Source organism: Dactylosporangium roseum (assembly GCF_025264685.1).
Lineage (GTDB): Bacteria > Actinomycetota > Actinomycetes > Mycobacteriales > Micromonosporaceae > Dactylosporangium > Dactylosporangium roseum.
In genome coordinates, this window is sequence record NZ_CP073721.1 from 3,074,989 (window position 1) to 3,088,945 (window position 13,957).

Below are 13,957 nucleotides of genomic sequence, written 5' to 3' on the forward strand. Positions count from 1 at the left end.
GTCAGCTCTCGGCAGAAGCGCCGGCGGTGCGGAGTTGGGCGACGAAATCCGCCAGCCGATCGTGTTCGAGCAGCAAGAGGGGCTCGACCGGCAGCCCCGTCTCCTGCTCGACACGCGCGCAGATCCGGATCGCCTGCATGGAGTTGCCGCCGAGGTCGTAGAAGCTGTCCTCCCGCCCCACCTTGTCGACGTGGAGCACGGCCGCGGTGATCGTCGCCACCTGCTCCTCCAGCGAATCCTCCGGCGGTACGTAGGCGGTATCGATCAGTTCATCACGAAGCTCGGACACTGAGGTCTCCCATTCTCGTCATGCCACCACCACGGTACTGCCGCAACGGCTCGGCGCTTCTTATGCCAGGCCTGCCCTGGGCCGGGCCGTCGCTCCGTCGTCCGCAGGGGCGAATCCGAATGTCTCACCGAGGAAGGCGAGTGATAGTTCGAGGCAGCGGACCAGGGTGTCGGCGCGGCGGAAGCCATGACCCTCCCCGGCGAACGCGACGTACTGGTGGGGCACCTGGTGTCGCTCCAGCCCCTCTCGGAACGCCTCCGCGAGCGGCGGCGGCACGATCGGGTCGTCGAGACCCTGGAGCAGCAGGACCGGCGCACGCATGCCCTTGATGTTGGTCAGCGGCGACCGCTCCTCGTAAAGCTGATCGGCCTCGGGCAGCGGGCCGACGAGCCCGTCCAGGTAGCGCGACTCGAAGTCGTGCGTGTGCTCGACCATGAGACGGGCGTCGGTCACCCCGCATTGCGAGATTCCCGCCGCGAACACGTCCGTGGTCGCGAGCGCGGCGAGTACGGTCCAGCCGCCAGCGCTGTGCCCCTGAATCGCGAGGCGCCGGGGATCGGCCTCGTCGCGGGCGACCAGGCAGGCCGCGGCCGCAGCCGCGTCGGCCACGTCGACCACTCCCCACATTCCGCGCAGCCGCTCACGGTACTCACGCCCGTATCCGGTCGAGCCACCGTAGTTGACGTCGAGGACACCGATGCCGCGGCTGGTCCAGAACGCGATGCTCGCCGAGACCTGAACGGTGGACCGTGCCGTCGGGCCGCCGTGGACCCAGACGAGATAGGGCGGCCGCTGCCCGGCCGGACCGCGGACCGCGGGATGATGCGGGGGATAGTCGACGGCATGGACCTCGTGCCCTTCGGGATTGACAAAGGTGCGCGCCCGGGCGGGTGAGAAGAACTCCGCGGGCGGCAGTCCCGAAGAAAGGACCCGGATCGCGGTGACCGCGCCGGTGGCCAGGTCGACCTGCCGCAGGCCGCGCGGCTGGCGAGCACCGCCGCAGAGGACCAGCGCATGTTCGCCCGTGACGTCGACATCGGTCAGGCTGATCGTCTCGAAACCCGGCAGATCGATGTCACGCACGGCCCCCGACGCCATGTCGATCAGGCACAGCCGATCGTCGCCACGGGTCCGGACGGCGAGGAGGCGGTTACCAGTCAGGACGCTGTACCAGCGGGGCCGCAACTTCCAGAGCGGACCACCGATCTCGTGTTCGCCGGGAAGGACCGCCTCCACGGAGTCCGGGCCGAGCGCGACCCGATAGGGGTTCCACCATCCGGAACGGTCACTGAGCACGGCGAGAGCCCGGTCGCCCAGCCACTCCGGCTGCAACACCGATTCGGTCGCTCCGCCCAGCACGGTACGGGGCTCGCCGTAACCGTCCACGCCGTCGCGTTCGGCGACGCGCAGTTCGGTACCGTCCCAGGGCATCCGCGGGTGGTCCCACGAGATCCACGCCAGCCGGGAACCGTCCGGAGACTGACGCGGAAAGGCCACGAACCGGGAGCCACCCGCCAGGTGCCGGATCGGTTCGCCGCCGGTAGGGACGGCGACGACGTCCCTGACGACGTCCTTGCCCGTGCCTGCCTCGCGAACGGCCAGCAGGTCGCGACCGTCGTGGCCGGGGGACAGGTCGCCGAAGCGTACGGACAGAAGCGGATCGGCGATCGGCGTGACGGGGCGGGGTTGCCCGCCTGGGAATACCCGATAGATCCGCTGATCGTCGTGCTGGACGAAGAAGAGTTCAGCACCGATGACGGTCCAGGCTCCGCCGCCGTACTCGTGGACCCGTGACCGTGCGTCCCACGGCGGACCCAGCAGATCCTCCGGCCGGCCGTCGGAACCGACGCGGCAGATGGTCACCCGTCCGCCCTCGCCGGGACGGCTCTCCGCCCACCACGGCCGGCCCTGGACATAGATGGCCCCGTCGCCGAGCGATACCGAGGTGCCCGCTACGGACTGTGGGTCGACCGGTGATGGCCAGGAGCCGAACGGTAGCTCGACGCCGATCTCCATGGTCCCCTCCCCCGAAGTCACCCTATCGACAGTATCTGATGGGTGCGGTCGCCGTCACAAGCTTGACTTCGTGCCCTGCGGGGAGCGAGTCCGTCCGTTGTGAACATCGACTGTGCACGATAGTGTCGCGTCAACGACGCGGGGAGGACAAGGCCCTGCCGTCGCTGATCGTGGCCATCATGGCCGCAGCCGGTGCGCTGCCCGACGCGGCGCAGCTCTGCGATTCACCGTGGGGCACGCCGGGCGTGACGAGGTCACTTGACGAGGTCACCGGGCACATGCTGCCTCCGGACGGATCAGTTGCTGCCGCGGCTGCGGCAGCCGGCCAAGACGACAGGAAGTGAGTGCGATGACCGACGCCGCGAAGACCGGAAACCGTCCCGTCCTGAAGGGGCGATGGGAGATGACGGAGGGCTCGGGCAGACAGGTGGCGGACTCCTCCGGGAACGGGCACACGCTATCGGCCGTGCGCGAGCCGCGCTGGACCGATGGGCCGGCCGGAACGGCCGGTGCCGTCGCCTTCAGCGACTCGCTGAGCCTGGCGAGCGAGAGCGGCGCCGTGGTGACCGACCAGAGCTTCAGCGTGGCCGCCTGGCTGCGCCTGGACAGCGCCGTCGCCGGTGCCGACCTGCGGTTCGCCCCGGACTGGTACGCCTGGACGGCGGTCGCCCAGAGCGGCTCCTACCACAGCCCGTTCTACCTCGGCGTACGCTTCATCGAGTACGGCGGCGAGGGCACCGGCGACTTCCACATGCACTGGACCTTCGCCGTGGCGCCGATCGACGGTTCCGACGACAGCACCGTCGAGTGGGTGGACGCCTACTCGACCACGGAGATCGCGCCGGAGGAAGCGGACCGCTGGGTGTTCGTCGCCGGCGTCTACGACCTGGAGGCTGGCGTCGCGCGAATCTATGTGCCGACGCACGGCGAACGTGGCGAGGCGAAGCTGCCGGTGGACTGGCCCAAGTGGAACGGTGACCTGAGCATTCAGCTCGGCCACGCGTGGTTCCGCGACGAGTACGTCGACCAGTGGCCCGGTTCCATCGGACCGGTGTGGGCTTATTCCGGCGTGCTGACGGAGGCCGACGCGGTGAGCCTGTCCGAGCGCGGCCGGCTCGCCGACGAGTAACGGTCTCTCATCGTGGTGACCAAGCCTGGCGGCACCCCCGGGCGTCCAGGTGGGGCAGTGGCATCGGCGACCGAGGGACCGCTCTCCTGGCAGCAGGAGGGCCGCCTACTGCGGCAGGCCCGGCGTGGTGAGCGGTCGCGCAACGTGGCCACCGTCATTCCGCTGAACCGTGACCGGACCGACGACGAGGTCCGTGAGCGGCTGCGCCGCGTCACGGCGCGGCAGGACTCGCTGCGCATCGTCGACCTCTCGCTGGCGGACGGGCGGCTTCGCTATGCGGACGCCGTCGACCTGCCGCTACACCGGCAGCGTCTCGGTTCGCGGGATGAGTTGGAGGCGTTCGTCGAGCGAGCGGAGAACACCTACTTCGAGCACTCCGGCGGCCTCCTGTGGGACGCGACCCTGATCGAGTGCGACACCGACCATGCCGGGCCGGGCCGCTATCTGGTCAGTAGGATGGACCATTTGATCACCGACGGGATGAGCCAGCAGGCCTTCGTCGACTTCATGACCGCGCCCGGGGCGGCGCCGGACGTGATCGCCGGCTCCCATCGGGAGTGGGTGCGATGGCAGCGGGCGACGTTTCCGCGTCCCGGCTACGGGACCGCTCCGTCCCACTCCTTCTGGGCCGGCATGCTGGGCGGCACCCCACCGGATCGCGCGCTCCGGGTGCCCTTCTGCATTGCCCCGGACGGTGAGCTCAGCGGCCGGGTGCACAGTCTGCGCCGCGCGGCTCCGGTGCCGGCCTCCCGGCTCCGGCGGGCGGCATCGCGGGTGCGCACGACGCCGTTCGTCCTGTTTCTGGGCGCGGTGGCGCACACCGCGGTGGGCATGGGCGCCGAGCGGGACATCACCCTGCGAATCAATGTCAACGGGCGGCCGCCGGCTTACCTCGACACCCTGGGCTGTTTCGCCGACGATCTGCCGGTGCGGTTGAGCGGGGGAGACCTCACTGACCCGCGAGCCGCGGTGGATCACGCGCGTGCCGTGTGGATGCGCATGATGCCGCATCAGCTCACCCCGTGGGACTACCTGCTGACCGCGTTCGGCGGCCCGGGCGACACGATCACGCGGCGGCCGGCGCAGTGGCTGGTGAACTTCATGCCGTGGGAACAACCGGCCCACGGCCTGCCGCCGGAGGAGTCGGCCACGGAGTACGCCTCGTCCATGGGCACCTTCCAGGTCGTCGCCATGATGTACGACGACGACACCTGTCGGCTCGAGTGCGAGTTCGATCCCTCACGATTCGCCGTCGCCGGGGGCGAGGAGTTCATGGCCCGGCTGTGCGCGACGCTCGTCGACATCACCGTCGCACTCACGACGTAGGAACCCGTGGCCGGAGCACAACGCGCTCCGGCCACGGGGTCGCTGGTCACCGTGGCATGGACCGGAACCACAGCGCCCGATCGCGAGGGTCCACCCCGGCCCGGGGACGGACCGGGAAGTCCTCACCGTGCAGCGGTGCGTAGTGATCCGGCCGGCTGGTCAGGACGCCCTCGCCGCCGGTGACGTTGGGTAGAGCGGAGGCAAGTTCCGCGATCCGCGCCGTCGGGATGAATCCGGTGAGGCGGGTGTAGCCGGAGGACCCGGTGATGAATTCCGTGATCGCGCCGAGCCGCCCCAGCGTGGACATCAGCGGCTGGATCGTCGGGTCGGGGCTGTCGAGCTCGAATCGCTCGATCGGCTGGCACACCTCGGTTCCGGCTTTCTCCAGGCAGGCCATGACGACAACCGGTGCCAGGTTGCGGAAGTCAGCGCCGACCGTGGACATCGCCTTGTTGAAGCTCTGATGGGCGTGACTCTGCCGGGGACAGTAGGCGGACGCCGTCATGGTCACCCGGCAGTCGGTGACGGCCCAGCCGTGCAGCCCCTGCTCCAGCGCCGCCCGCACACCCTCCTCGCAGGCGGTGATGAACGACGCCGGCAGGTTGCCCCGTTCGATGCCCGGATGGAATGCGACTGCGCTGCCGGGTTCGCCCGGCTCCAGACTGAGGCCAATGGTCGCGAGGTACGGATTGCCGTCCCGGTCCATCTCCTCGATCGCGGTCGCCGAGCCCGTCACGCGCTCGATGCAGATCACCGAGGTGTCGTGGAAGAACGTACGTACGCCGAAGCGCTCCTCCAGTACGGCGACAACGACCTCTTTCTGGACTTCGCCGTGAATGCGGATCTCGGCGGTGCCGTCGATCTCGTTGAGCCTCGGCTCGATGAGGGGATCTTCGTCGCCCATCACCGTGAGGGCGGCGAACAGGGCCCCACGCTGCGCCGGGTCGACCGGCTCCAGGGCCGCCACCATCGTCGCCGGCGGGAACCTCGGGAGACGGCGCGGCGGCGGAGTGCCGATGACCTGGCCGGCGCGCGCCGACGACAGACCTCGTGCCGCGACGATGTCGCCGCTCCTCGCCCGCCGGGCCACCGCGAGCCCGTCCGGCCTGGACACCCGTAGCTCGGTGACCCGGTCGGCCTTGCTGCTGGCGAGGCGGAGCATGTCGCGGACGGCGAGCTCGCCGTCCCACAGGCGCAGCCACACCCGCCGCCCCCGGTCGTCGTGGTCGACGGCGAAGACCGTGGCCGAGGTCGCACCGCTGCGCTGGCCGGCGGCCGGCAGCAAGGTGGTGATCGCCTCCTGCAGGTGGGTGACGCCGGCGCCGGTGACGGCCGAGCCGAACAGCACCGGGAAGATGTCGCCCTGCCGCACCCCACGCTTGAGAGCTGCCTCGACGCGTTCCGGATCGACCTCGCTGTCGTCGATCCACGCCTGCATCACGACCTCATCGGCCTCGGCGATCGACTCAGTCACCGACGGGTGATCCAGTGGCAGGGCCTCGACCTCGGCCTCCGGCCGGCCCTGATCCACGACGCGGCTCAGGACCACCGCGGCCGCGGAGAGGCGGCGGTGGATCTGTCCGACAACCCGGTCAGCGTCCGCGCCGCCCCGGTCGACCTTGTTGATGAACAACAGCGTCGGTACGTTGATCCGGCGCAGCGCACGCCAGAGGATCACGGTCTGCGGCTGTACCCCCTCGACCGAGGACAACACCAGCACGGCGGCGTCCAAGACGTGCAGCGAGCGCTCGACCTCGGCGATGAAGTCGGGGTGGCCGGGCGTGTCCAGGATGTTCACCGCGGTATCGCCGATCTGCAGCGACGTCACCGCGGCCCGGATGGTGATGCCCCGGCGGCGTTCCAGGTCCATCGAGTCCGTGCGAGTTGTGCCGTCGTCCACGCTACCGATCTGGTCGACCACCCCTGCCTCGTACAGCAGACGCTCGGTGAGGCTTGTCTTCCCGGCGTCGACGTGGGCAAGGATCCCGAGGTTGATCGGCATGGAACTCCAACGAGTCGTCACGCGCTGTGGTTCGTCACGTGCTGTGGCTTGTCCTGAAGGCGGGTCTCGCCTCCGGCGAATTTTACATGCGGGAGTCCGGCTGGTGCCCTGGTGTCCGAACCCGGCGGGCGCCGCCGGTCGCACCGGAGATCGACACGCTTCTCTAGCGTGGCACAATGCCAAGTCTATATGAACCCACTGCCGAGGACGGTTTCGTGCCCGATTCGCTGACGAGCCCCGCCGGAACCGCAAAGGTGATTGCCGTCGACGCCGGCAGCACGAAGACCGATGTCGCCCTGGTTGACAGCCGGGGTGGCGTGCTCGCGACGGCCCGTGGTGCCGGAATGCTGGCCGCCGAACCGATGCCGTTATGGGTGGCCCGGATTGAGCAGTTGATCGCCGGGATGCTGGGCGAGGCCGAGCGCGTCGTCCTCAGCGCCTGCATGGCCCATCTGGATCTGCCGGAAGAGGAAGAGGAGTTCGCGTCCCTGCTGCGGTCCCGGCCGTGGGTCGGTGAGGCGATGGTACGTAACGACACCTTGGCGGTGCTGCGCGCCGGGGGCCCGGGGACGGGCGTGGCGGTGGTCTGCGGCACCGGCATCAACTGTGTCGGCGTCGGTCCGGACGGACGGCAGGCGCGGTTCCTCGCCTTCGGCGACACGTCCGGTGACTGGGGCGGGGGCAACGACCTCGGGATGGCGGCGCTGTGGCACGCGATCCGGGCCGAGGACGGCAGGGGCGAGCCGACGGCACTCGTGGCGGCTCTGCTCGATCATCTCGGGCTGAATTCGATGCGCGAGGTCGCGCTGCGTCTGCGCGGCGAACGACTGACCAGCATGGATGTACGGCACTGCACCCCGGTGCTGCTCGCCGTGGCGGCGCAGGGCGATCCCGTCGCCACGGCCCTGGTCCGTCGGCAGGCCGCGGAGATCTGTGCCATGGTTCGGGTGGCGATGGACCGCATCGGCGTCGCCGATCACGGCACGGTGGTGGTGCTCGGCGGCAGCGTGCTCGCCGCGCGTCATCCCCTGCTGCTGTCCGCCGTCCGCGACGGCATCGCCACGTTCTCGCCCGCGTCCTCGGTCGTTGTGACCGATGTCCCGCCGCTGGCCGGTGCGGCCCTGCTCGGCCTCGACCACATGGGCGCGGGTGCCGAGGCGGAGCGGGCACTGCGCGCCGCCTTGGCCGGGCGGATCCACACCGGGGCCGGGTGATCGGACCGTCAGGTGAGTGGGGAGGACAGGGCGAATCCCTTGCGACCGTCGAGACCGACCGGGGGACAGCCCTCCACCGTGACCCGGATGCCGCGCCGATGTTGGGTGCCGTAATCGAGGATCGCGTAGTGCATCGTCGCCTGGTTGTCCCACATGACCACGTCGCCGGCCCGCCATTTCCAGCGCACGGTGTACTCGGGCTGGGTCGCGTAGTCCTCCAGGACCCGGATGAGGTCACGGCCCGCGCGCGGCCGATGACCGACCACCGACCGTGCGAACCCGCCGAGCAGCAGACTCGGCTCGCCGGTCTCCGCGTGCACGCGTACGGCGGGGTGTTCGGCCTCGATGGTGCGCTGGATGTATTCGGCGCGGGCCCGTGGTGAATGCACGTACGTTGCGTCGGTGTAGTCCGAGTTGTTGGAATGCACTACTCGCATTCCGTTCGCCAGCGCCTTGAGCTCCGGAGGCATCGCAGCGTAGGCGGCCGCGGTGTTGGCCCAGAGGGTGTCGCCCCCGACCGGTGGGCAGACGACGTTGTGCAGGACGGCGAAGGCGGGTGGCGCCTCCACGAACGTGAGGTCGGTGTGCCAATAGTTCGCGCGGGTTCCGTCGCCGCGTGAATCCATTTCCCGTACGTGCGGCTGGTCCTTCGGCGCTTGGTAGATCGGATGTCCGGGGGTCAGCCCGCCGAACTGACCGGCGAAGGCGGTAAGGTGGTCGTAGTCCAGCCGCTGACCACGAACGAAGATTACCTTGTGGGTCAGCAACGCCGACCGCAGCGCGGACACGGCGTCGGCCGCGAGCGGTGCAGCGGTGTCGACATCCTCGATCTCGGCGCCGATGTTACCCGCCAGGCGCCGGACCAGGAGCGGCCCGGAACGGTACTCGGCCTCGGTGGATTCCGTGTCGATGGCAGACATGGTTCTGTCTCCGTTCGGTGGCGGATGAGGTCAGAGGACCGGCGAGCCCGAGGGTGAACCCTGGCCGACTCGCAGCAGCACGGGAAATGCCTTGGCGATGGTCGTCACCGTGACGTCCGGAACCGGACCTCCGTCCGGAAGGTCGCGACCACCGGAGATCCAGAGGGTGTTCATGCCGACGGCGGCCCCTCCGGCGATGTCGGCCTCCAGTGAGTCGCCGACCATCCAGGCGCCTTCGAGATCCGTCCCGGCGCGGGCGGCGACGAGGCGGAAGACGACGGGGTCAGGCTTGCGCACGCCTTCGGCATTGGTGAAGCAGTACGCGTCGAAGAGGCCGTCCCATCCGGCGCCGAGTTTCGCGCGCTGGTCGAGTTCATCGCCGTTGGTCAGCAGCGCGGTGCGCCACCCGGCCGCGCGGAGCGTGCGCAGGCCGTCGATCGCGCCGGCATGCGGGCGGCAGAGAGCCGGTAGCCGCCGGGCGAAGGCCAGGGTGAGTTCCGCGGACGACTCGGGGAATCCGAACCGCTCGGCGATCGCCTGCCACGACTCCTCGGGCGGACCGGGGCGTTCCTGCTCGGCGCGGAGAAAGGCGAGCCCTTCCTGACCGATGCCGCGTTCGTCGGCGAGCGCGACGAAGGCGGCATCGATGGCGCCGCCATAGTCGACCAGGGTGTCGTCGAGGTCGAATACGGCGAATGGGGTCATCGCGACCTGTCCTCTCTCACGCCGCCCGGACCGGCTCGGCGGTGATAATCTCTCCGCTGCGGTCCGAGCGGACGCCGCGGACCGTGGGCTCGAAGATGGTCAGCGCGCACGGCAGGGCCAGCAGCAGCGCGCAGCCCACCAGCAATGTCGAAACACCCAGGGCGTCCGACAGCGGCCCGGCCAGGGCGTAGCCGAGCGGGAGGGTGGCGAACGAGATGAGCCAGTCGTACGAGGCGAGCCGGGACAAGATCTTTTCGGGAATGAGCTGCTGCACGGTGGAGTACCAGGCGCCGTTGAGAATCGAGATGGCGAAGGCGGCGAGCCCGGCGCCGGCCATGATCGCCCACACCGGTGCGGGGCGGATGAGCAGCAGCAGCGCGGGGGCGTAGAGGACCACGGATAGGTTGCCGACCAGAACGGGGCGACGCAGCCACAACCGCATGACCGCCACACCGCCGAGCAGGCTGCCGATCGCGCCCGCGGTGCTGACCAGGCCCCACCCCGTCGCGCCGCCGTGTTTCGCGACGATTACCGGCCCCATCACGGAGAAGACGCCGATGGAGAAGTTGCACCCCGAGTGGGCCAGCAGGGAGACCCAGTACCACCGCCGCCGCGCCATCTCCTGCCAGCCGTCGATGAGGTCGCGGACGAAGTGCATCGTCTCCGCGCTGCGCTCGGTGTGGACCCGCAGGCCGAGCAGCAGCAACGCGGAGAGGAAGAAGGTCGCCGCGTCGACTCCGAGCGCGATGCCGGGACTGCCCACCGCCACCAGAATGCCGGCGATCGCCGGTCCGGAGATCTGCGCTGTGGACTGGGCGACCGACAGGAGCCCGTTGGCGGCCTGGATGTCAGCCCGGTCGATCACCTGCGGCAGGATCCCGGTGAACGAGGGCAGGTTGAGGGCCATGCCGGCGCCGAAGAGGATTTGCAGCGCGACCAGGAGCCACAGGGAGTAATGACCGGTCATCAGGACGGCGCACATCGCCGTCATGACCAGACCCTGGCTCACGTCACTCGTGATCAGCAGTAGCCGCCGCGGCAGGCGGTCGGCGATGACGCCGGCGCTCAGCAGCAGGATGAGGTTCGTGGCGGTGCCGGCGCCGAGGACGATGCCGACGTCGGCCGCGCTGCCGCCGCCGGCGAGCACGGCGAAGGGGATGGCGATGGGAGCGAGCGAGTCGCCGAAGAAGGAGATGCTCCGAGCGAGCAGCAGGGTTCGGAACTGGGGATGGCGGACCAGGGCCCTTCGTCGAGCTCCGGGCGCCTGCTCACGCCCACTGTCGGCATCCATGCGAGCCATTCAATCATGAATCTGATTGTTTGTGGGGTATCGCTCCACTCATCGGTTTCGTGGGAATTCGTCAGTCTATGAGACGCTTCGAGTAGTGAGAGCGGCCTGGACTACCTCGACGTGTCCACCCAGCGTCCTGGCCCGCAGAAGTGCCCGGACCGGTATGCCGACGCCGAGGGACTGGTTCAGCGCGCGGACGAGACGGGTGATCAGCAGCGAGTCGCCCCCGGCCTCGAAGAAGTCCGCCGCCTCGGTCACGTGCTCGTGCCCCAGGAGATCGCCCCACATCCGCCGGACGAGCTCGGTGACGTCCCCGGTGGCCGGCTCGGAGCGTTCCGGGACGCCCGGCTCCGCCGGATCGGTGACGACCCGGATGGGCGGCGGCCTCAGGTCGGCGGCGACGGCGTCCTCCGGGGAGTGCCGTGGACCGGCGAACGGGTAGACCGGCAGGCGGACCGTACGGGCCGGAGGCGTGAGCCTGTCCAGCGTGAGCGGGTGTCCCGCGGCCCACAACTGGGCCAGTCCGGCCAGCATGTTCCGGTCGGCCGCGTCCGTCTTCGACGACCCCAGGGCAACCGTCCTCGCCCCGGCGGCCTCGAGGAGCGGAGCCAGTGGACGCCCGGGTCCGATGTCGAGCGTGATCGCGCCCGGCATCCGGGCCGTGACCGCGGCCAGGGCGTCGCCGAAGCGGACCGTGGACCGCGCCGCGTGAACCCAGACGCCTGGATCGGGTACATCGCCGACCTCGAACACCCCCGGGCGACCCGCGTCGGCCAGCAGGCACGTGGCCGGCGAGGTCTTGAGACCCGCGGCGGCCGAGCGCAGCGCGGGCAGGGCGGCATCGATGAGCCCGGAGTGGAAGGCCGTGGTCGTACGCAGGACGCGGGGGGACACCTCCGCGCCCAGCCGGTCGGCGAGGCGCTGGACGTCCTCCTCGGTCCCGGCGACGACGCAGGCGTCCGGCCCGTTCACCGCCGCGATCTCCAGGCCGGTGCCCGGCAACAACGAGCGGACCTGGCTCTCGGAGCAGGCGAGCGCCAGCATCCGGCCCGGGGGACACGCCTGCATGACCCGGCCGCGGTCGACCGCGAACCGGACGGCCGCGTCCGGTGGGAGCACACCGGCGGCCACTGCCGCGGCCAGCTCTCCCAGGCTGTGCCCGACGACCGCCGACGGCCGCGCGCCCCATTTGGTCAGCGCCGTCGCGGCGGCGATCTGCAGGCAGACGATGGCGGGCTGGGCTAGCTCCGTCCGGTCCAGCTCGTCCGCCGGGAAGCCGGTGTCGCCGAGCGCGTCGGCCAGCCGTCCGCGCAAGGCGGCGGGCACCGCGTCCAGGCACGCCTCCAGCTCGGCGGTGAAGCCCGGCAGGATCCGGTGGTACGTCCTTGCCATGCCGGCGGCCTGGGTGCCCTGGCCGGGGAAGGAGAAGATCAGTGGCGGCGGTCCGGCTGTCGGCGCAGCGGGTGCGGCGGCGTGGGCGGGACGGCGGAGGAGGGCGGCCGCCTCCCCGGCTGAGGACGCCACGACGGCCCGTCGGTGCGTCAGCTCGGCGCGAGCGCGCACCAGCGTGTGCGCCGCGTCGGCGAGCGCCGGGCGTTCCGCGTCCAGCCACGCCGCGACAGCGTCGGCGGAGCGGGTCAACGCGTCGTCGTCCGACGCGGACAGCAGCAGGACGTGGGGAAGCGCGTCGCCGGGTGACGATTTCGGCGCCGGGGCCGCGGCCTCCACGATGACATGGGCGTTGGTGCCGCCGATACCGAACGCGCTGATGCCGGCCCGGCGAGGTTCCGCACCGGGCCAGGTGATCGCCTTCTCCGGGACGAACAGGGGGGTACGCGTCCCGGCGATGAGCGGATTCAGTTCGCGGAACCCGGCGACGGGCGGCACCGTGCCGGTCTTGAGCACCATCAGGGTCTTCACGAGCGAGGCCAGGCCGGCGCACGCGTCCAGGTGCCCGATGTTCGCCTTTACCGCACCCACCGCGATCTGGCCTGGGACGGCGCCCTCCGCCAGGAGTGCCGAGCTGGCCGCGCTCCACTCCAGGGGGTCGCCGACCGCGGTCCCGGTGCCGTGCGTCTCCAGGTAACCGATGCTCGCGGCGTCGACGTCCGCCGTCCGCAGCGCCTCGCGGATCGCGCGTTCCTGCCCCTCGGCCGAGGGCGCGTAGTAGCCGGCCTTCCCGGACCCGTCGTTGTTGGTCGCGCTTCCCAGGATCACGCCGTGCGGGACCACGCCGTCCGGCTCGACCTCGCTCAGGAGACGAAGCACGACGCCGACCGCGCCGGAGCCCCCGACCACGCCGTCCGCGGCGCTGTCGAAGGGCAGGCACCGGCCGGTACGCGACTGGACCCCGCCCGGCAGGTGGACGTAGCCCGATTGCGGATAGGTCGCGCCGGTCGCCACCACGAGGGCCTGTTCGCAGTCGCCGTTCATCAGCGCCTGGACCGCGAGGTGGAGGGCGACCAGGGACGACGAGCACGCCGTCTGGACCGCTAGGGCCGGCCCGGTCAGGCCGAGCTTGTACGAGATCCGGCTGGCGAGGAAGTCCGGCTCGGTGCCGTGGACGAGGTCGTCCAGGACGCCGGCGTCGGGCAGCCCCCGGGCCAGAATCCAGCGCAGGTAGCTGCTGCCGGTGGACGAGGCGAACACCCCGGTGCGGTGGGTAGTGCCGTTCGGTCGGATGCCGGCGTCCTCCAGCGCCTGCCATGCGATCTCGAGCGCGAGCCGATGCTGCGGATCCATCCGGCTCGCCTCGCGGGGGCTGATCCGGAAGAAGGCGTTGTCGAAGTTGTCCAACCTGGACAACTCGCCGTGGACGGGTACATAGTCCGGGTCCGCCACGAGGCTCGCCGGAACGCCGCGCCGGATCAGCTCGTCGGGACCGGTCGAGGTGAGGTAGGTCCGCCCGGCGACGACGCCGTCCCACCAGTGAGCCAAGTTGTCCGGTCCGGGCAGAAACGCTGCCATACCTAGTACGGCAACGTCATAAGATTGATCGCGGCCCATGGCTGCCATACTATCGGAGCTGGTGGCTCTTACGGGTTCGGTTCGAGGCCGAGTCTGTC

The 13,957-nt window shown here is 70.4% G+C and carries 10 protein-coding genes; 3 read left to right on the plus strand and 7 right to left on the minus strand.

The features are described from left to right. Nucleotide 1: 1 nt before the first annotated feature. Nucleotides 2-289: a phosphopantetheine-binding protein gene (locus Drose_RS14535; protein WP_260728723.1), complete on the minus strand. Its 288-nt coding sequence runs from the start codon at nt 287-289 to the stop codon at nt 2-4. 60 nt (nt 290-349) lie between these two features. Beyond that, entirely contained in the window at nt 350-2,326 is a 1,977-nt protein-coding gene (locus tag Drose_RS14540; protein ID WP_260728724.1) for a S9 family peptidase, read from the minus strand. Nucleotides 2,327-2,771: 445 nt separating this feature from the next. Here Drose_RS14540 and Drose_RS14545 point away from each other — a divergent pair, with 445 nt between their 5' ends. After that, entirely contained in the window at nt 2,772-3,434 is a 663-nt protein-coding gene (locus Drose_RS14545) for a LamG domain-containing protein (RefSeq protein ID WP_260728725.1), read from the plus strand. 57 nt (nt 3,435-3,491) lie between these two features. Beyond that, entirely contained in the window at nt 3,492-4,760 is a 1,269-nt protein-coding gene (locus tag Drose_RS14550) for a condensation domain-containing protein (RefSeq protein ID WP_260728726.1), read from the plus strand. Between the two features lie 46 nt (nt 4,761-4,806). Here Drose_RS14550 and Drose_RS14555 read toward each other — a convergent pair whose 3' ends face one another. After that, entirely contained in the window at nt 4,807-6,945 is a 2,139-nt protein-coding gene (locus tag Drose_RS14555; protein WP_260728727.1) for an elongation factor G, read from the minus strand. Nucleotides 6,946-6,977: 32 nt separating this feature from the next. Between Drose_RS14555 and Drose_RS14560 the strand changes: the two genes are divergently transcribed. Then, entirely contained in the window at nt 6,978-7,976 is a 999-nt protein-coding gene (locus tag Drose_RS14560) for an N-acetylglucosamine kinase (RefSeq protein ID WP_260728728.1), read from the plus strand. An 8-nt stretch (nt 7,977-7,984) separates the two neighbouring features. Here Drose_RS14560 and Drose_RS14565 read toward each other — a convergent pair whose 3' ends face one another. The 4 genes from Drose_RS14565 to Drose_RS14580 form a co-directional block, all read right to left on the minus strand. Next, nucleotides 7,985-8,896 carry a TauD/TfdA dioxygenase family protein gene (locus tag Drose_RS14565; protein ID WP_260728729.1) on the minus strand — a complete coding sequence of 304 codons (912 nt, stop codon included), beginning with the start codon at nt 8,894-8,896 and terminating at the stop codon, nt 7,985-7,987. Between the two features lie 30 nt (nt 8,897-8,926). Next, complete coding sequence (locus Drose_RS14570; RefSeq protein ID WP_260728730.1) at nt 8,927-9,601, minus strand: HAD family hydrolase; 675 nt, start codon at nt 9,599-9,601, stop codon at nt 8,927-8,929. 16 nt (nt 9,602-9,617) lie between these two features. Continuing rightward, nucleotides 9,618-10,892, minus strand: a complete 1,275-nt coding sequence (locus Drose_RS14575; RefSeq protein WP_260728731.1) for an MFS transporter — start codon at nt 10,890-10,892, stop codon at nt 9,618-9,620. A gap of 75 nt (nt 10,893-10,967) precedes the next feature. Then, nucleotides 10,968-13,859 (minus strand): type I polyketide synthase, encoded by a 2,892-nt coding sequence (locus Drose_RS14580; RefSeq protein ID WP_260728732.1) that lies wholly within the window; start codon nt 13,857-13,859, stop codon nt 10,968-10,970. Between the last annotated feature and the right edge of the window lie 98 nt (nt 13,860-13,957).